Origin of the sequence: Paractinoplanes bogorensis (genome assembly GCF_018829635.1) — a bacterium.
Lineage (GTDB): Bacteria > Actinomycetota > Actinomycetes > Mycobacteriales > Micromonosporaceae > Actinoplanes > Actinoplanes bogorensis.
Window position 1 is genome coordinate 298,206 of record NZ_JAHKKG010000011.1, and the last position, 18,377, is coordinate 316,582.

The 18,377-nt window shown below is 71.0% G+C and carries 14 protein-coding genes and 1 tRNA gene; 6 read left to right on the forward strand and 9 right to left on the reverse strand.

Annotated elements, in window-relative coordinates:
- Together KOI35_RS33315 and KOI35_RS33320 are read right to left on the reverse strand one after the other, a co-directional pair.
- Positions 1-1,344, reverse strand: a complete 1,344-nt coding sequence (locus KOI35_RS33315) for an FAD-dependent oxidoreductase (RefSeq protein ID WP_215792664.1) — start codon at positions 1,342-1,344, stop codon at positions 1-3.
- Positions 1,345-1,513: 169 nt separating this feature from the next.
- Positions 1,514-2,113 (reverse strand): RNA polymerase sigma factor, encoded by a 600-nt coding sequence (locus KOI35_RS33320; protein ID WP_215792665.1) that lies wholly within the window; start codon positions 2,111-2,113, stop codon positions 1,514-1,516.
- A gap of 34 nt (positions 2,114-2,147) precedes the next feature.
- Here KOI35_RS33320 and KOI35_RS48560 point away from each other — a divergent pair, with 34 nt between their 5' ends.
- Complete coding sequence (locus KOI35_RS48560) at positions 2,148-4,031, forward strand: protein kinase domain-containing protein (protein WP_215792666.1); 1,884 nt, start codon at positions 2,148-2,150, stop codon at positions 4,029-4,031.
- Between the two features lie 84 nt (positions 4,032-4,115).
- Positions 4,116-4,523, forward strand: coding sequence for a hypothetical protein (locus tag KOI35_RS33330; protein ID WP_215792667.1), 408 nt, complete (start codon positions 4,116-4,118; stop codon positions 4,521-4,523).
- A 45-nt stretch (positions 4,524-4,568) separates the two neighbouring features.
- Here KOI35_RS33330 and KOI35_RS33335 read toward each other — a convergent pair whose 3' ends face one another.
- From KOI35_RS33335 to KOI35_RS33350, 4 genes are all read right to left on the reverse strand, one after another.
- Entirely contained in the window at positions 4,569-6,503 is a 1,935-nt protein-coding gene (locus KOI35_RS33335) for a Xaa-Pro dipeptidyl-peptidase (protein WP_215792668.1), read from the reverse strand.
- A 40-nt stretch (positions 6,504-6,543) separates the two neighbouring features.
- Positions 6,544-8,526: a HEAT repeat domain-containing protein gene (locus KOI35_RS33340; protein ID WP_215792669.1), complete on the reverse strand. Its 1,983-nt coding sequence runs from the start codon at positions 8,524-8,526 to the stop codon at positions 6,544-6,546.
- Complete coding sequence (locus tag KOI35_RS33345; RefSeq protein WP_215792670.1) at positions 8,523-9,989, reverse strand: hypothetical protein; 1,467 nt, start codon at positions 9,987-9,989, stop codon at positions 8,523-8,525. The genes KOI35_RS33340 and KOI35_RS33345 overlap by 4 nt, the downstream gene beginning before the upstream one ends.
- A gap of 75 nt (positions 9,990-10,064) precedes the next feature.
- Positions 10,065-10,283, reverse strand: coding sequence for a hypothetical protein (locus tag KOI35_RS33350; RefSeq protein WP_215792671.1), 219 nt, complete (start codon positions 10,281-10,283; stop codon positions 10,065-10,067).
- A gap of 60 nt (positions 10,284-10,343) precedes the next feature.
- Here KOI35_RS33350 and fdh point away from each other — a divergent pair, with 60 nt between their 5' ends.
- From fdh to nrfD, 3 genes are read left to right on the forward strand one after another with little or no spacing between them, the layout of a single operon-like run.
- Positions 10,344-13,619 (forward strand): formate dehydrogenase, encoded by a 3,276-nt coding sequence (gene fdh / locus KOI35_RS33360; protein WP_308121255.1) that lies wholly within the window; start codon positions 10,344-10,346, stop codon positions 13,617-13,619.
- Positions 13,606-14,781: a 4Fe-4S dicluster domain-containing protein gene (locus tag KOI35_RS33365; protein ID WP_246614206.1), complete on the forward strand. Its 1,176-nt coding sequence runs from the start codon at positions 13,606-13,608 to the stop codon at positions 14,779-14,781. Before fdh ends, KOI35_RS33365 begins: the two co-directional genes overlap by 14 nt.
- Entirely contained in the window at positions 14,778-15,881 is a 1,104-nt protein-coding gene (nrfD, locus tag KOI35_RS33370; protein WP_438870642.1) for an NrfD/PsrC family molybdoenzyme membrane anchor subunit, read from the forward strand. The genes KOI35_RS33365 and nrfD overlap by 4 nt, the downstream gene beginning before the upstream one ends.
- Here the strand turns inward: nrfD and KOI35_RS33375 are convergent.
- Together KOI35_RS33375 and selD are read right to left on the reverse strand one after the other, a co-directional pair.
- On the reverse strand, positions 15,820-16,209 hold the full coding sequence (locus KOI35_RS33375) for a MerR family transcriptional regulator (RefSeq protein ID WP_308121256.1): 390 nt from the start codon (positions 16,207-16,209) through the stop codon (positions 15,820-15,822). The genes nrfD and KOI35_RS33375 overlap by 62 nt on opposite strands.
- Positions 16,210-16,242: 33 nt before the next feature.
- Complete coding sequence (gene selD / locus KOI35_RS33380) at positions 16,243-17,268, reverse strand: selenide, water dikinase SelD (protein WP_215792675.1); 1,026 nt, start codon at positions 17,266-17,268, stop codon at positions 16,243-16,245.
- Between the two features lie 32 nt (positions 17,269-17,300).
- Here selD and KOI35_RS33385 point away from each other — a divergent pair.
- Positions 17,301-17,394, forward strand: a tRNA-Sec gene (locus tag KOI35_RS33385).
- 10 nt (positions 17,395-17,404) lie between these two features.
- Here KOI35_RS33385 and KOI35_RS33390 read toward each other — a convergent pair.
- On the reverse strand, positions 17,405-18,307 hold the full coding sequence (locus KOI35_RS33390) for a LysR family transcriptional regulator (protein WP_215792676.1): 903 nt from the start codon (positions 18,305-18,307) through the stop codon (positions 17,405-17,407).
- Between the last annotated feature and the right edge of the window lie 70 nt (positions 18,308-18,377).

Below are 18,377 nucleotides of genomic sequence, written 5' to 3' on the forward strand. Positions count from 1 at the left end.
TTACGCGCGGCGGCTGATCTCGATCATCTCGTGGCGCGGGACCACCTTGACGCGCTTGCGGCCGTGCGGGGTGCCGAGCTCGATCTCGTGCGCGTCCAGCCGCTTCCAGCCGTCCCAGGTGGTGTAGCCGACGCCGCGCCGGTCGAGGTGGCCGAGCACGTCGTCCGACTCGGCCGGCCGCAGCTGGTCGACGTCGGCCAGCAGGCTGGCCACCGTCTCGGCGGCGTCCTTCTTGGTGTGCCCGATCAGGCCGACCGGACCCCGCTTGATCCAGCCGGTGGCGTACAGGCCGGGGACCCGCTCGCCGTCCAGGTCGAGCACGCGGCCCGCCTCGTGCGGGATCGTGCCGGTGGCCGGGTCGAACGGCAGGTCGGCGATCGGCTTGCTGAGGTAGCCGATCGCGCGGTAGACCGCCTGCACGTCCCAGTCGATGAACTCGCCGGTGCCGCGCACCCAGCCGTCGCCGGTCAGCTCCTGCGTCTCGGTGCGCAGGCCGGTCACGCCGGTCTCGACGTCGCCCTGGATCTCGACCGGGGCCTGCAGGAAGTGCAGGTGCAGGCGGCGCTGCTTGTCGCGGGGATCGCGGGCGCACCAGTTCTGCAGGATGTCGACGCACATCTTGACCGAGCGCTTGGACCGGATCAGCTCGAGGCTGCCCTCGTCGAACTCCATGCCCTCGGGGTGCACGATCACCTCGACGTTGGGCGACTCGTCGAGCTCGCGCAGCTCCATCGGCGTGATCTTGATCTGGCCCGGACCGCGCCGCGAGAACACGTGCACGTCGGTGACCGGGCTCTGCCGCAGGCCCTGGTAGACGTTGTCCGGGATCTCGGTCACGAGCAGCTCGTCGGCGGTCTTGGCGAGCACGCGGGCCACGTCGGCGGCGACGTTGCCGGCGCCCAGCACGGCCACCTTGGTCGCGGTCAGGGGCCACTCGCGCGGGACGTCGGGGTGGCCGTCGTACCAGGAGACGAAGTCGGCGCCACCGAAGCTGCCGGGCAGGTCGATGCCCGGGATGTCGAGCTCGCGGTCCTTGTCGGCGCCGGTCGCGATGATCGTGGCGTCGTAGAAGCGGTCGAGCTCCTCGGGCTTGACGTCGACGCCGTAGTCGACGTTGCCGATGAAGCGGATCCGCGGGCTCTCCAGCACGTGGTGCAGCGCCGTGATGATCTCTTTGATGCGGGGGTGGTCGGGCGCGACGCCGTACCGGATGAGACCGTAGGGAGTCGGGAGCCGATCGAGGATGTCAACGGTGGCGTTCGGGGCGGCCTTGGTGAGAATGTCGGCCGCGTAGATGCCGGCCGGGCCCGCGCCGATGACGGCGACCCGCAGGGGGCGATCCATGAAAGGGTGTCTCCTGCTCTCGGTGACAATTAGGCTTACCTAAGTTAGAACCTCAACCCCACTTCAAGTCAAATCAAGATCGCGCGATCTGGGTCACATGACGGCCGCGCGGCCGTCCTCGGCTCGGCCCGGGCGTTTTTGGTTTTGCGGGCGGAAACGCGCCGGATGATCAAATGCCCGGACCGGGAATGATGTTCAGATATACACCGAGCAGGCGGCGGGCGCGCGAGATCCGGGAACGGACCGTGCCGATCGGCAGATTCATCAATTCGGCTATTTCCTCGTACGAACGTTGGTCGAACTCGCGCAGTTTCAGCGCCTCGCGATATTCGTCGGGGAGGCGGCGCATCGCATTCTCGACATCGAGCCGGGTGGCCGCGACCGAGCTCATCCGCCGGAAGGTGCCGCCGGTCGGGACAGGCTCGGGCGGCTCGTCGGTCGGGGTGCCGCCCCGGGTCTTGCGGCGCAGCACCTCAAGGGCCGCGTTGCCCGCGATCCGGTACAGCCACGAGGTGAAACGCGCACGTCCCGCGAACGTGTGGATGCCCCGGGCGACGGCGATCAGCGTCTCCTGAGCCGCGTCCTCGACGTCGGCCGCGTCGGCCAGCACCCGCCGGGCGCCGCGGTGGGCCAGCCGCCGGGTGTGCACCTCGCGGAGCAGTTCCTGCAGATCGCGACGGGATCCGGCGGCCGCCCGCACCGCGATTTCCTGAAGATCGTCGTGCGATTCCGGTAATCGTCCGGGTGATCGCTCGAATTCCGGGGCCATGGGAAAATGCTATACACATCGTCTGAGGGGCCTTATGCCGGAGACCGAATTCATCGGCCGTTATCGCATGATCCGCCGGCTCGGGAGCGGCGCTTTCGCCGACGTGTTCCTGGCCGTCGACGAAGATCTCGAGTCGCCGGTGGCGATCAAGGTGCTGGCCGAGCGGTGGGCGCTCGACCCCGACGTGCGCGAGCGCTTCCTCAACGAGGCCCGCCTGCTGCGCCGGATCGGGGGCGAACGCCTGGTCAGCGTGCACGACATCGGCCAGACGCCGCACGGGCGACCCTACTTCGTGATGCCGTACGCGGACCGGGGCACGCTCGAGGACCGGCTCGCCGCGGCCGGGCGTCCGATTCCGCCGGAGGCGGCGTTCGCGGTGGCGCGGGCGGTCGCGCTGGCGCTGCGGCGGGTGCACGAGGCCGGGGTGGTGCACCGCGACGTCAAGCCGGGCAATGTGCTGATCTTCAGCGACCCCGGCGACGCCGCGGTGAATGACGCCGCGCCGCTGCTGGCCGCCGACGAGCGGCTGGTGCTGGGCGACCTGGGACTGGCCAAGGACCTGAGCCTGGGTGGCACCGCGCTGAGCCTGCCGGTGGGGACGCCGGGGTACATGGCGCCCGAGCAGTCCGACGCCGGGGCCGCGGTCGACGAACGAGCTGACGTGTACGCCTGCACCGCGCTGCTGACCCGCATCCTGACCGGGCGGCCGCCGTCGGTGGGGTCGCTCGCGGCGTCGCTCGACGCCCTGCTCGACGCCGAGCCGGTGACTGGTCGTGACGACGCCGAGCCGGTGACTGATCGTGACGACGCCGGGCTGGCGAGTGGTCGTCCTGACGCCGATGCCGGGCGAGTGGCTGGTCGTGCTGGCTCCGACGCCGCGCCGGTGACTGGTCATGACGACGCCGGGCCGGTGGCTGGTCGTGCTGATGCCGAGCCGGTGATCGGTCGCACCGATGTCGCGGGGAATGGGCGTGGCGCGAGCGCTGGAAGTAGCGGGGACGGCGTTCGGAATGGGAGCCCGGTAAAGAGCAGGGGCGAGCGCGCCGGCCAGGGTAGGTGGAGCAGTGCCAAGCGCGGGGCCAGCGCGTGGCGAGGCGGTCGCGACGGCAACTCCGGCGCTGGTCGGCGGGCGGGGCAGGTCGGGCCGGCTGTGCGGGGGCTGCTGCTGGCCGGGCTCGATCCGGTGCCGGCGCGCCGACCGGCGTCGGCCGGGCAGTGGCTCGCGGATCTGGACAGCGCGGTGGCTGCCGACCGGCAGGCCGGGCCGGTCCGTCGCCGGCGTCTTGTGCCCTTGGTCGCGGCCGGGTTGGTGGTTCTGGTCGGCTCGCTGGCGGCCGTGCTGGTGGCGTGGCCGCGCGCCGAGCGGCCCGCGGCGGCGCCGGCTGCCGCGCCGGCGAGCTCGTCGGCTCCCGTGATCCGCTATGAGGAAGTCTTCGACGACACCCGGGCGATCTCGATCCGGGTGCCCGCCGCGTGGAGTCAGCGGTGGGGCAACGGCTGGCATCCGGGGCAGAGCCCGTTCTACGGCAACGTCAACGTGGGGCCGGGACTGAACGCCTCGCCGAACGTATCCGACTGGTTCACCGCGGCGGCCGTGCCGGGCGTCTTCGCGGGCGTGTCGTCCAAGGTGGTGCGGCAGGGGAAGTTCAGTCCCGAGTTCATGCGGCAGTACTTCGGCCCCAACGGCTGCACCGCGGCCGGCAGCGGGGCGTTTCACCTGCCCCGGCTCGGACTGACCGGCGTACAGGGGGAATGGTCCTGTCCCGGGGGTATCCACTGGCGGTACGCCTACGGCTGGCCGGCGCATCACCGCTATCTGGTGGCGCTGGAGGCGAAACTGGTTTCGGCGCCGGACGAGCAGGCGTGGAAAGAGGTTCTGGACAGCGTCGCCGTGCATGCCGAACCCCCGAACGGGTGACCCGGGAACTTTCCGCCGGCCCGCTTGCTCCTACCTGCGACCCGCCGCCACGGTGACGGCGGGCGCGAAATCAGGGAGCCCGTCATGCGCCTCACCCGTCTTGCCGTCGCCACTGCCGCTGCTGTCGCCGCCGCGCTGATCGCCGTGCCGTCGGCCGCGCAGGCCGCCTCGACGCAGGTCTGGTTCCACCCGGGCGACCAGTTCATGCCGTCGATGATCTGGAAGTTCAACAGTGGTGGCTCCGGCTGGAAGACCAGTTACATCCCGAGCCTGACCGGGTGGCCGGTGCAGCGCCAGACGGGTTTCAGCTACGTGCAGTCCGGGGCCACCTTCAACCTGACGACTTACCCGTACCTGGGTTCGCAGCGGATCGTCGGCCTCCGGTACTCGTCTGCCACCGATGTGTGGGTGGTCAGCAACAACGGTTTCACCGAGACGTGGCTCGGCTGCCGGTCGGCCGGGCGCCCGGCCTACGCCCAGGTCGCCTGCTGACGCCCTGGGCCCCGGGGCGCTGGGTGCGCGCCCCGGGGTGACGGGTCAGGGGAGCAGGGGCTGGAACCGCTTCGGGGCCGGCGGGGACAAGGCGGCCGGTGCCGGGGCGGTCGGGACGGCCGGAGCGGTGGCGCCCGCGATCGGCAGGCGGCCGGCCAAGGGCAGCGACAGCGAACTGCCGCGCAGGTCGAGCCGGATCGTGGCGCCGGTCGACTGTGGGGTCGAGTACTCGTTGTCGCTTGCCTGCACGATCAGGCCGAGCACGTGGCCGGTGGCCAGGCGCTGGTCGGTGGCCTGCAGCGGAACGGTGATCGAATACCAGCGGCCCGGCTGCAGCGGCGTTACCCGGCGCAGCGACACGTGGTGGGCGGCGTCCTGCCAGCCGCGGGTCAGGATCGCGTGGTCGCTGGTCACCACGTTTTCGGCGGTGTCGCGGTAACAGGCGTCGTCGGCCGTGGTGGACTCGCCCCAGCACGACTCCGTGGCGAGCGTGGTGATGCCCTCGCCGCGGGCCAGGTAGTTGACGCGGGTCGCGCTGCCGTAGTCGACCAGCCGTGCGGTGAGCTCGGTGGTCGGCTTGTCGACCTGCACGCGCAGGGTGACCGTGGGAGTTCCGGAGATCCGTACGGGGGAAGTCAGCGGCGCCGAGAGGAACGCGACCCGGCCCGGGACCGCCGTATTGGGGTTCGCTACGGCGGTGGCTTCTTCGAGATCGGGGGCGTCTGACCACGTACGGGAACCGCCGTTGATCCTGCTGTTGATCGTGCCCGTCGTGCCGTCGCCGTTGCCGAGCGTGATTCGCGTCGAGCGCGCGGAAGCGGCAGGCCAGGCCGGCTCGTCGACCCAGGTGCCGGGTGCGGTCTCGATCGACGCCCGGGGCTCGCGCTCGATGCCGTTGCGCAGGCCCTGCAGCCAGCGGTCGAACCAGCGGTGCAACTCGTCGACCCAGGCCGCGCGGCGGATGTCGAACGGGTCGACGTGACCCTGCTGGGCCAGCCAGATCTTCTTGGGGACGTCGAGCCGGCTCCACCACTGCGCGAACTGGGTCGTCGTCACGTTGGTGTCGTTGATGCCGTGGGCGATGAACACGCTGGCCCGCACCTTGGACGCGTCGGGCCGGAAGTCGCGCTCGGCCCAGTAGGCGTTGTAGTTGCCGGTCGCGTCGTCGCTGCCCTCGTCGAGCTGCTTCACGACGGTGTCGCACACTCCGGCGGGCCGCCCGTTCACCACGCGGTGCAGGTATTCCGGGTAGTCGGTGCTGCGCAGGACGCCGTTGTAGCGCTGGTAGTCGTACCAGCTGGAGATGGCGGAGATGGGCACGATCGTCTCGAGCCCGCGCACCCCGGTCGCGGCGACACCGTTGGCCACCGAGCCGTCCCACGACTTCCCGATCATGCCGGTTTTGCCGTTGGTCCAGCCGGTGGCGACGGCCGGGCTTCCGTCCCCGTACGTGGCCACGGCGCGCCCGTTCAGCCAGTCGACGACGGCTTTGGCGCTGAGAACCTCTTCGCGGCCGCCGACATCCATGCACCCGGTCGAGCGGTTGGTGCCGGCCAGATCGGCGGAGACGAACGCGTACCCGCGGGGCACGAAGTAGTTGTCGTAGAAGAGCGGCTGCTTGGCGATCACGCCGTTGGCGTCGTACGTCTTGAGTTCGCTCTCGTTACCGCGCCCGCAGCACGAGTAGTAGGGCGAGGCCTCGAGGATGACCGGCACCTTGAGGCGGCGGTCGGCCGCTTCCCGGGGCCGCGTGATGTCGACGGCGACCTTGTCGGGGACGCCGTCCTGGTCGTTGTCGAGCGAGGTCTGGACGTAGACGCTCTCGCGGACGGCGTTCTCGTAGGAGTAGACCGGCACGGTCTGGCCGTCCCGGATGTGCGGAACCGCGGCGGCGTGGGCGGGCGCGGCGGCAACGCTCGTGGCGACCACGGCTCCCGCGGCGGCGGCCGTGATCAGCCTGCGCAATAGTGACCCTGACATTCACGGATCGTAGAACATCAATGTGTTCCAGCGGGGAACGTCAATGGCCGGTGACGGCGGCCAGCGCTCGGCGGCACTGGGCCAGGAAGGCTTCGTCGGTTTGGATGTCGGCGCTTCCGCGGCTGTTCGGCTCGTAGGTCGACCGCACCGGGTGGGCCAGTTCGGCGCGCAGCAACGGCTCGGCCTCGGCGGCCGCCGGGCCCATCTCGATCCAGGCGCCGGCGATCGCGGCGTTGCGGCTGCGTGTCTGCTGCCATTGCTTGAGGAAGGGCGGCAGGTAGGTCTCGGCGTCGCCGGTGATCTTCCACAGGGTGGTGAGGACCAACTCCGGCCATCTCGTGGTCTCGAGGTCGGCCCGGAGCTGGGGCACCAGGTGGGCCGCGGCCGGACCCAGCTCGCGCAGCGTCGCGTGGTCGTCCGCCGTGTAGGCGTGCACGACCTCGCCGGCCGGGACTCCGATGCGGCGGAGGCCGGTGGCCGCGCCCCGGCGGACGTCGGAATGCTCGTGTGTCAGGAGAGCGCGCAGCTCCGGCTCGGCCTCTTCGCCGACGACGGCGGCGAGCGTCTGGGCGGCGTTGCCGATGGTCGCGGGATCGCCGGTCCGGATCCGGTCGCGGAGCAGGGGTGCCGCCGGGCTCGCGGCCGGCCCCAGCGCCGTCAGCACCATCAACGACGGGCCCCACGAGCCGTCGTACGGCAGCAGGGCCAGCACCTCGGGCAACACCTCAGGGCCCGCCTCGCGCAGGTTCCACAGCAGACTGCGGCCCGCGTCGTGGTCGCCGGCGGCGATCGCCCGCTGGATCTGGCCGCGTAGCAGGGGCATCAGCGGCGCGATCCCGGCACCGAAGGCGGTCAGGGGTGGACGGCAGCCGACCGGCAGCAGGTCCTCCTCGAGCGCCCGCGTGATGATCGGCACCGCCCGGGGGTCGCCCAGCCGGGCCAGCGTGGTGGTGAGCGCCCAGATCGGGCCGCCCTCGAAGCTCCAGAAATCCTGCTCCTGCCCGGCATACGCGGGCCGGCCCCGGCCGAGCTCGTCGTCGATGTACGCGAACACCTCATCGGCCACCGGAGCGGCCAGCGGCCAGGTGTCCCCGGTGAGGATGCGCAGGCCGAGGCTGCGGGTGGGACGCGGCAGCAGTTCGGTGAACGCCAGCATCAGGTCGTGGTAGTCGCCGCGCCAATGATCCATCGCGCCGCCGGCCGCCCACATCGCATTGACCTGGCGGTCCTCCGAGCCCTCGCGGACGACCCGGGCCAGTAGGCGGTTGCGTACGGCGACCCGGTCGCCCAGGGCCTCCCGCAGGTCGCGCAGGTCGATCGCGTCGGTCTCGCCGAGCATCGCGTACAGCGTCGGTTCGAGGTCGTCGTCCGTGTCCCCGGTCAGCCGCAGCCGCTCGGTGAGCGCCGCCAGCCGTACGTCGGCGTGGGGCGAACGGGCGACCAGGTCGCGAAGCCAGTCGAGCAGGTCGGCGGGGTTGCCGGCCCGCCGTGCGATGGTGCCGGCGGCGGCGAGGATGGCGGTGCGTACGCCGGAATGCTTCTCGACGGCCAGACGCTCCCGCAGCGCCGCCACCGTCTCGGCCTCGCGGTCGCGGCAGACCAGCAACGCCTCGGTCGCCGCTCGCCGGACCTTCTTCCGGCGGTCGCCGAGCAGCTCCAGGAACATCGTGTGCCCCGCTGCCACCGCCGGCTGCGCGGCGCGCCAGAAACCGCCGGTCGTGGGCAGCCGGCCGAGGTCGTCGATCTCCGCGCTGCCGATGCTCGCGAGCAGACGCAGAACGCCGCCACGGCCCGGACGGCCGGGCGTCGCGGCCGCCTCGAGCAGGAACGGGACGGCCCGCAACGTGCACTCGTAGACATCACCCTGATGGTGGACACCGCTCCACATGCACTCCTGCGCCCAGGCCCGGACCCGCTTCTTCTCCGAGGTCAGCCCCCGGATCAGGTCGGGCATCCCGGTCGCCGGGCCGTAGGCGTGCCGCATCGAGGCCCAGTCGACCTCATCCAGCCCCGGAGTGGTCAACGGCGGCGGGTGGCGACGCGGGTGACCGCGCCGGCCAGCAACAGGGCCAGGCCGATCAGGGCGACCACGGCGGTGTTGGTGCCGGTGATCGGGAGGCCGCCCCCGGTGCCGCCGCCGGCTCCCGTCGCGTTGATGACGATGGCAGCGTCGTCGTCGGCCGGGTCGGGGTCGCCCTGCGGGAACTGCGACGGCGCGACCACGTGGGTGAAGATCTTGCCGCGGAGGGTGCCGGGCCTGGTCACGCGCAGCTTGAACTCCCAGGTCACCGTCTTGCCGGGGTCGAACTGGGAGATGTCGTCGTTGGGGTGGAAGCAGTAGTAGTTGCCGTCGTCGATGGCGGCGCCGGGCGGCCACGGCGGGGACAGCGGGCCGTCGACGTTGTAGGGCTCGCACAGGGCCGGCGCCTTGACCACGGTGGTGCCGGCGGGCGGGGTGACGCCGACAGTCAGGTATGAGCCCAGTGCGGCGCCGTAGCCCTCGAGGCGGGCCGGGCCGTTGTTGTGCACGCCGACTCGTACGGTGATCGTGTCGCCGACCTGGGCCGACGCCTCGGCGCCGCGCGCGGTGAAGTTGGAGCGGTTGCTGCCGGTGAGCGTCACGACCCAGAAGTCGGAGTTGTTGTTGTTCTGCGGATCGGTCTGCGGTACGGCCCGGGCGGCGACGACCGGCTCGAGGGTGAGTTCGGGGCCGCTGCCCGTCGGGATGGTGCGGTCGCCGTCGGCCCAGTCCTGGTCGGTGTACCAGTTGAACGAGCTCTGCCACCGGCTCGGCGCCCACGTCTCGTCGGTCGCGGTGATCTGCAGCGGGGTGCTCAGGCGGTACTCCTGGCCGGGCGCGAGCTCGGTATCGAAGTGGCAGGCGGTGGCGTACCCGGCCCGGGCGCAGTTGCTGTGCGCGGCGGTGTCGAGGCCCCGCACCGTGCCCAGCTCGAGCACGACTCCGGTGACGGGGCGGTCGCTTTCATTCCGTACGCCGGCACTCAGCCCGAACGTCGCACCAGTGGCCACCGTGATGTCGTCCTGCAGCTGCAGCGCGACCAGGTCGGTGCTCTCGGCAATGGTGACGGTGCCGGTAGCGCTGGCCAGCGTGGTGCCGTCGGCCACCGCCCGTACGGGAAGCTCGGCCCTTGCTCCGATCGCGGCGCCCGGCTTGGCGGTGATGTCGAGCGGCGACTCGTAGAAGGTGCCCCGGAGCGCCTTGCAGGTGATGGTCGTCGCGGTCGTCGTGCAGGGCCCGTACGGCTTGATCGTCACCAGCTCGGCCGCGGCGGTGATGTCGAAGACGACATCGAACGGCGGCGCCTGGTTGTCCGCGGGGGCGGTGAAGGTGGCCCGGATCAGCTTGGTCGGCCCGCCGGGGCTCACGCTGACGTTGTCCATCCGCAGCTTTTGACCCGGCGCCGCCTGAGCGGGCGCGGCGGGGATCAGAGCGGCGAGAACAGCGATCAGGGCGAGGCCGCGCATCTGGGCTTCCTTCTTCGTGCCGCGAGGTGAGCGCCTGCAGACTAGACCCCGGCCGACCGGTCGCGCAGCCTCTGTTCAGAACGCGTCGGCGGGCCGGTCGCCGCCGTCGCATTCGTCGGCCGGTTCGGGTCGGTTCTGCGCCAGAACGTCGAGCAGATCGGGGCCCTCGTGGCCGACGTCGACCGAGCGACCGACCAGGCCGAGCTGGGTGGCGCAGTCGCGGCCGAAGCCCTTGACCATGCGATCGGCGCGCGTGAGGTGGCCGCAGCGTGGACAGCGACGCATCTCAGCCATGCCCCCAGTATCGCCGCTCTGCCCGTGCGGCGCGGGGGACGGCGGACTACTGTCTTGATCGTGGGCGTGAAGACGTGGATCGAAGGCTGGCCGGTCTACCGGCAGCTGACGGGCACGGATCCGCTCGGGCGTGGGGCCGCCGCCCAGTCGAAGAAGTCCAAGGAACTCACCGCTCGCACCGAGACGGCCGATCGGGTCGCCAAGTCGGTGTGTCCCTACTGTGCGGTCGGGTGCGGGCAGCGGATCTTCGTGAAGGACGAGAAGGTCGTCCAGATCGAGGGCGACCCCGATTCGCCGGTGTCGCGGGGGCGGTTGTGTCCCAAGGGTTCGGCCAGTCTCAGCCTCGTGACCAGCGAGCGGCGGCAGCAGAAAGTGCTGTACCGGCGTCCGTACGGGAAAGACTGGGAAGAACTTGATCTCGACACCGCGATGGAGATGATCGCGGATCGGGTGCTGGCCGCGCGTGACGAGACGTGGCAGGCCGCGGATGAGCACGGGACGCCGCTCAACCGCACGCTGGGGATTTCGAGTCTCGGTGGGGCGACGCTCGACAACGAAGAGAACTACCTGATCAAGAAATTGTTCACCGCGATGGGCGCCATCCAGATCGAGAACCAGGCGCGTATTTGACACTCGGCCACGGTTCCCGGTCTGGGGACCTCCTTCGGCCGGGGCGGGGCCACCGGATTCCTCCAGGATCTGGCTAACGCCGACTGCATCGTCATCCAGGGCTCGAACATGGCCGAGGCGCACCCGGTGGGCTTCCAGTGGGTCGTCGAGGCCAAGAACCGCGGGGCGAAGATCATTCACGTCGACCCCCGATTCACCCGTACGAGCGCACTGGCTCACACCTATCTGCCGGTGCGCGCGGGTGCGGACATCGCGTTCCTCGGTGGCGTGGTCAACTACATCCTGAGCAACGAGAAGGACTTCCGCGAGTACGTGCTGGCGTACACGAACGCGTCCATGATCGTCAGCGACGACTTCCTCGACACCGAGGATCTCGACGGGCTGTTCAGCGGGTTCAACCCCGAGACCAACACGTACGACCAGTCGAGCTGGATGTACGCGGGCCTCGAGGGGGAGGCCGCCGAGCCGGATCCCGACACGGCGAGCGCGCAGCAGCACGAGTCCCATGGCCCGCCGCTGCCCGCCGACGTCCGCCGCGACCCGACGCTCCAAGACCCGCACTGCGTCTATCAGGTGCTCAAGCGGCACTACGCGCGCTACACGCCTGAGGTTGTCGAGCGGCTGTGCGGCGTACCGGAAAAGCAGTTCCTCGAAGTGTGTGAGGCGTGGACGGCGAACTCGGGCCGGGAACGGACGACCGCGCTCGTCTACTCGGTCGGGTGGACGCAGCACAGCGTGGGTGTGCAGTACATCCGCACCGGCGCGATCATCCAGCTGCTGCTGGGCAACATGGGCCGGCCCGGCGGCGGGGTGATGGCGCTGCGCGGGCACGCCAGCATCCAGGGGTCGACCGACATCCCGACGCTGTTCAACCTGCTGCCGGGCTACCTGCCGATGCCGCATTTCCAGAAGCACGAGACGTTCCAGAAGTGGGTCGACGACATCCGGCACCCGGGGCAGAAGGGCTTCTGGGCCAACGCCGAGTCGTACGCGGTGAGCCTGCTGAAGGCCTACTTCGGCGACGCGGCGACCGCCGGGAACGACTGGGGCTACGACTGGATGCCCCGCCTGACCGGCGACCACGGCACGTACCAGCAGGTCCTCGACATGATCGACGGGAAGATCAAGGGCTACTTCCTGCTCGGGCAGAACCCGGCTGTCGGCTCGGCCCACGGGCGCGCGCAGCGGCTCGGCCTGGCCAACCTCGACTGGCTGGTGGTCCGGGATCTGTTCATGATCGAGAGCGCGACGTTCTGGAAGAACGGGCCCGAGGTGGCCACCGGCGAGATGTCGCCCGAGGACTGCAAGACCGAGGTCTTCTTCATGCCGGCCGCGTCGCACGCCGAGAAGGAGGGCACCTTCACCCAGACCCAGCGCATGCTGCAGTGGCGGGAGAAAGCCGTCGACCCGCCAGGTGACGCGCGCAGTGAGCTGTGGTTCTTCTATCACCTCGGTCTTCTGCTGAAAGAGCGGCTGGCGGGCTCCACGCGTACGCGGGATCAGGCTCTTCTGAATTTGACCTGGGACTACGGGTCGTCCGAGGAGCCCGATGGTGAGGCCGTCCTGAAGGAGATCAACGGCTACGACCTGACGACCGGCAAGCTGCTCAGTTCGTTCGGCGAGATGAAGGCCGACGGTACGACGTCGGGTGGCTGCTGGATCTACACGGGCGTGTTCAAAGACGGCGTCAATCAGGCCAACCGCCGCAAACCGGGCGCCGCGCAGAACTATGTGGCGCCCGAATGGGGCTGGGCGTGGCCGGCCAATCGGCGCACGCTCTACAACCGTGCGTCGGCCGACCCTGATGGCAAGCCGTGGTCGGAACGCAAGAAGTACGTCTGGTGGGACGAAGCCGCGGGCGAATGGACGGGCGACGACGTTCCCGACTTCGAGAAGACCAAGCCGCCGTCCTACCGTCCGCCGGCCGGGGCTTCCGGCGTGGCGGCGATCGCCGGGGACGACCCGTTCATCATGCAGGGCGACGGGAAGGGCTGGCTCTACGTGCCGAGCGGTCTGATCGACGGCCCGATGCCGACCCACTACGAGCCGGCCGAGTCGGGCGTGCGCAACCCGCTCTACGGGCAGCAGGCCAACCCGACGCGCAAGACCTACGACCGCTCCGACAATCCGACCAACCCGAGTCCGCCCGAGCGGCATTCCGAGATTTTCCCGTACGTCTTCAGCACCTCGCGCCTGACCGAGCACCACACGGCCGGCGGGATGAGCCGTCAGCTGGCCTACCTGTCGGAGCTCCAGCCGGAGATGTTCGTCGAGGTGTCGCCGGAGCTCGCGGCCGAACGCGGCCTGGAACACACCGGCTGGGCCCACATCATCACGGCGCGCGCCGCGATCGAGGCCAAAGTGCTGGTCACCGATCGGCTGCGGCCCCTGCGGATCGAGGGCCGGGTGGTGCACCAGCTGTGGATGCCCTACCACTGGGGCAGCGAAGGGCTGGTCACCGGTGACTCGGCGAACGACCTGATCGGGATTACGCTCGACCCCAACGTGCTCATCCAGGAGAGCAAGGTCGGCACCTGCGACATCCGCCCGGGGCGTCGGCCGACCGGTCACGACCTGTTGCGATTCGTGCAGGGTTATCGTGATCGGGCCGGGCTGACCGCGGACCACCACACGCCGATCGTGACCGCTTCCCCTTCCTACTCGGCTTCTGATTCCGCTTCGGAGGAACCCGCTGATGGGGAGTAACAGCCTCTACGGGCCGATGGATCCGGCGCCCGACGCGGGATATACCGACGCTCCGCCGCGGATGGGGTTCTTCACCGACACGTCGGTGTGCATCGGGTGCAAGGCGTGCGAGGTGGCCTGCAAGACGTGGAACGACGTGCCGGACGACGGGTTCAACCTGCTCGGGCAGTCCTATGACAACACGGGCGGGCTGACGGCCAACTCGTGGCGGCATGTGGCGTTCATCGAGCAGCCGGCAGTGGCGTCGGGGCGGCCGGTCGCCGCTCCGGGTGCCAATGTGATCGCGGCTCGGACCGTGCCGGATACGGGCACCGCGCCGGGGATTGCGCCCGCTGTGGATGCGCTGGCGGCGGCTGCGACGGCGGGAACCGACTTCATGGACGGCCCGGCCGCGGGTGGCTCGGGTGCGGGCGGCTGTTCCGGCGGTTCTTCTTCGTGCGGCTGTTCGGGCGGCGCTTCCGCTTCTGCGTCCGGCCCGTCGGGCGGTGGCTCTGCGCCCGGGCTTGTGGGCGGCGCTCCCTCGGGTGGCGGCGGTCAGTTCCTCGGCATGCCGACGTCGGAGCTGCCGGGTACGGCGGCGCCCGCCGAGCGCAGCGATTTCCGCTGGCTGATGATGTCGAACGTCTGCAAGCACTGCACCCACGCCGGCTGCCTCGACGTGTGCCCGACCGGGGCGTTGTTCCGAACCGAGTTCGGGACGGTCGTCGTGCAGGACGACATCTGCAACGGGTGCGGCTACTGCATCTCCGGCTGCCCCTACGGCGTGATCGACCGCCGGGAAGGCGACGGCCGGGCCTGGAAGTGCACGCTCTGCTACGACCGCATCGGTGACGGGCTGACCCCGGCCTGCGCGAAGGCCTGCCCGACCGAGTCGATCCAGTTCGGGGAACTCGACGAGCTGCGCGAGCGGGCTCAGCGCCGCCTCGAGAAGCTGCACGCCGAGGGCGAGACGTCGGCCCAGCTCTACGGCGAGAGCGACGACGACGGCGTGGGCGGGGACGGGGCGTTCTTCCTGCTCCTCGACGAGCCCGAGGTCTACGGACTGCCGCCCGACCCGCACGTCCCGACCCGCGACCTGCCCCACATGTGGAGGCGGGCCGGGTGGGCCGCCCTGACCATGGTGGGTGCGGCGGTCGTCGCCTTTGCCGGGAGACGCCAGTGAGCCTCAACGACCCTGAACCCGGCGACGCCGCGCACGGCGATCGCGGCCGCAACGATGCCCGGCGCGTCGGCCGCAGCGTGCACGGCGCTGGTGGCGACCGACGTGGGGGCGACGGTCGACGCGGCGGCGGCCGGGGCGACCGGTCGATGGTTCCGCGGGCCGACTTCCAGTCGTACTACGGGCGCCCGATCGTGCGGCCGCCGGTGTGGACGCACGATATCGCGATCTATCTGTTCACCGGTGGGCTTGCGGCGGGCTCGGCCCTGCTCGCGGCCGGCGGCCAGGTCACCGGTGACATCGCGTTGCGCCGGGCCGGGCGGGCGGCGGCCATGGGCGCGCTCGGGGCCAGCACGTTCTTCCTGATCAAGGATCTCGGTCGTCCGGAACGCTTCCATCACATGCTGCGCGTCGCCAAGCCGACCTCGCCCATGTCGATGGGAACGTGGCTGCTGAGCGCATTCGGCGGGGCCGCGAGCGTGGCGGCGGCGGCCGAGTTCGCACCGCTGTTGCCGTCGCGCGGGGTCTTCCGGCTGCTGCCTCCGCTGGGCGCGGCCGCGGGGTACGGGGCGGCTGCGCTTGCTCCGGGGCTGGCGACGTACACGGCCGTGCTCTTCGCCGACACCGCCGTGCCCAGCTGGAACGCCGTCTATCCGGACCTGCCGTTCATGTTCGCCGGCAGCGCGCTGGCCAGCGGCGCGGGCGTCGGCCTGATCGCGGCGCCCGGCCGGCCCGCGCGCCGGATGGCGGTGGCGGGCGCGGCGATCGAGCTGGCCGCCGGGCACCGCGTCGAGACGAGGTACGGGCTGCTCAGCGAGCCGTACCATGCCGGACGACCGGGCAAGCTGCTGCGTGCGGCCCGGGCGTTGACGATCGCCGGGGCGGTCGGTGCGGTGGTCGGGCGCCGGAGCCGGACGATCTCCGCACTGGCCGGGTTGTCGCTGCTGGCGGGCTCGGCGCTGACCCGTTTCGGGGTGTTCGAGGCGGGTGTCGAGTCGGCCAAGGATCCGCGTTACACGGTCGTCCCGCAGCGCGAGCGGCTCAACGCGAGGCGAGGGGCTGCGCCTGGGCCTGCGCCATCTCCCCGTACACGGAAATCTTGAGGTCGAGCATCGCCAGATCCTGCTGCAGCTCGTCGATCCGGGCCAGCACCCGCTCGCGATGCTCGACGAAGAGCTGCAGCCGATCGCCGACGGTGTGGTCGCCGGCTCGCACCATTTCCGCATAACGGCACATTTCCCGTACGGGCATGCCGGTGGTCCGCAGCCGGATCAGCAAGCGCAGCCAGCCGATGTCGTCGTCGCAGTACCGGCGTCGCCCGGCCGAGTCGCGGTCGATCGGCGCGACCAGGCCCTCCTGCTCGTACCAGCGCAACGTGTGCGCGGTGAGCCCGACCATCTCGGCCGCCTCGCCCACGGTGTATGCGTTCACCCGGTCAGCCTCGCAGTTCGAGTGCACTCGAAGTCAAGCCCGGACCTCCACCGTCGTCCCGTCGGCCCGGCCCGGGATCAGCTCGCCGACGACCGGATAGCCCGGGACCTCGCCCGCCACCAGCAGCCCGCCCGAGGTCTGGGCGTCGGCCAGCAGCAGCAGTTCGTCCTCGCTCACGGCGGCGTCGAGCTGCGGCCGCACCCAGTCGAGGTTGCGGCGCGTGCCCCCACTGACGTAGCCCGCCGCGAGAGCCTGCCGCGCCCCGTCGATGTAGGGGACCTTCGACGCCTCGATCCGCGCCGTGACCCCGCTCGCCCGGGCCAGTTTGTGCAGGTGCCCGAGCAGCCCGAAGCCGGTCACGTCGGTCGCGCAGACCGCGCCCCCACCGAGGGCCCGGGACGACGCCGACAGGTTGAGCGTGGTCATCACGGCGATCGCCTCGTCGAACACCTCGCCGGTCGCCTTGTGCCGGCTGTTGAGCACCCCGATGCCGAGTGGCTTGGTCAGCGTGAGCGGCACCCCCGCGACGCCGGCGTCGTTGCGCAGCAGTCGCTCGGGGTCGGCGATGCCGGTGACCGCCATGCCGTACTTGGGTTCCGGATCGTCCACACTGTGCCCGCCGGCCACATGGCAGCCCGCCTCCCGCCCGATCGCGAGCCCGCCCGCCAGCACCTCGCCCGCCAGCTCCATCGGCAGCAGATCACGCGGCCAGGCCAGCAGGTTGACCGCCACCACCGGCGTGCCGCCCATGGCATAGACATCGGACAGCGCGTTGGCCGCGGCGATGCGCCCCCAGTCGTACGCGTCGTCGACCACCGGCGTGAAGAAGTCGGCCGTGGCCACCACCGCCGTGCCGTTGGCCAGGCTGACCACGGCTGCGTCGTCCCCGTCGTCCAACCCGACCAGCAGCTCACCCGGCCCCTTGGGCGCACCGACCCCGACCAGGCCGGCCACCACCGCTTCGAGTTCGCCGGGCGGAATCTTGCAGGCACAGCCGCCGCCGTGCGCGTATTCGGTGAGCCGCTTCGTCACGCCCCCACTCTGGCACGCCGCCGACATATCCGCCCATCCGCCCGGTTAGGGTTGCGGACGGAGGCGTTCAGGTGGCTGGTGCCCCTCGCAGTCTTCAAAACTGTCGTGGCCCGGCATCCGGGCCAGGCGGGTTCGATTCCCGTCCGCCTCCGCTTACCACCGGTCATCGGGTCCACGCCGGGTCGACGGCGGCGGTCAGCAGCGGCAGGAAGCGTTCCACCGCCGCCGGTCGGGTCCGGCCCCGGAGCGTCGCGGCACAGATGCGCCGCGTCGGCTCGTCGTCCCGGTGCAGGCGCAGCAGCGCGACGTCGGCCGGCTTGCCGCGCATGGCCAGGGCGGGCACCAGCGCGACCCCCAGCCCGGCGGCCACGCAGCCCAGTTTGCCGGTCCACTCGGCGGCCACGATGTCGATCCGCGGGCGGAAACCGGTCGGCAGACTCGCCCGCAACAGCGTCGCCTCGGCGTCGGCCGAACCGGCGATGAACGCGTCCCCGGTCAGCTCGGCCAGCCGCACCGTGCGCCGCCGGGCCAGCCGGTGATCGCGGCCGACGGCGACCAGCAGCCGTTCGTCGAGCAGGTGCCGCAGGTCGAAACGCGCGGTGTCGATCGGTCCGGCCGGCGATTCGCTCACCACGACAACGTCGGCCTCGCCCTGGGCGAGCCGTTCCAGCAGCGTCGGGGTCAGGCCTTCGACCAGACTCAGAGCGATTTCCCCGTACGCCTCCCGAAAGCTCGCCAAGGCCCGTGGCACGAGAGCGGCCACGGCCGTCGGAAACGCCCCGACCCGCAGCCGCCCCGCGCCCACGGTCCGGAGGTCGTCCACCGCGCGCCGCGCGTCGCCGAGCCGGGCCAGGATCGCGTCGGCGTGTGGGAGCAGCGCGCGCCCCTCCTCGGTCAGCGTGACTCCGCGTGGCCGCCGGTCGAACACGGCCGTGCCGAGTTCGCTCTCGAGCGTCGCGATCTGCCGGGACACCGCCGACTGCGTGTAGCGGAGCCGCCGCGCCGCCGCCGTGATCGACCCGGCGTGGGCGACCGTCCGGAACACTTCCAGCAACACGGTATCCATGACACGAGAGCATGGCAGGCATGCGCGACATTCGCTGGTGGCATGGCTTGGCCGGCCCTAGCGTCGTCGG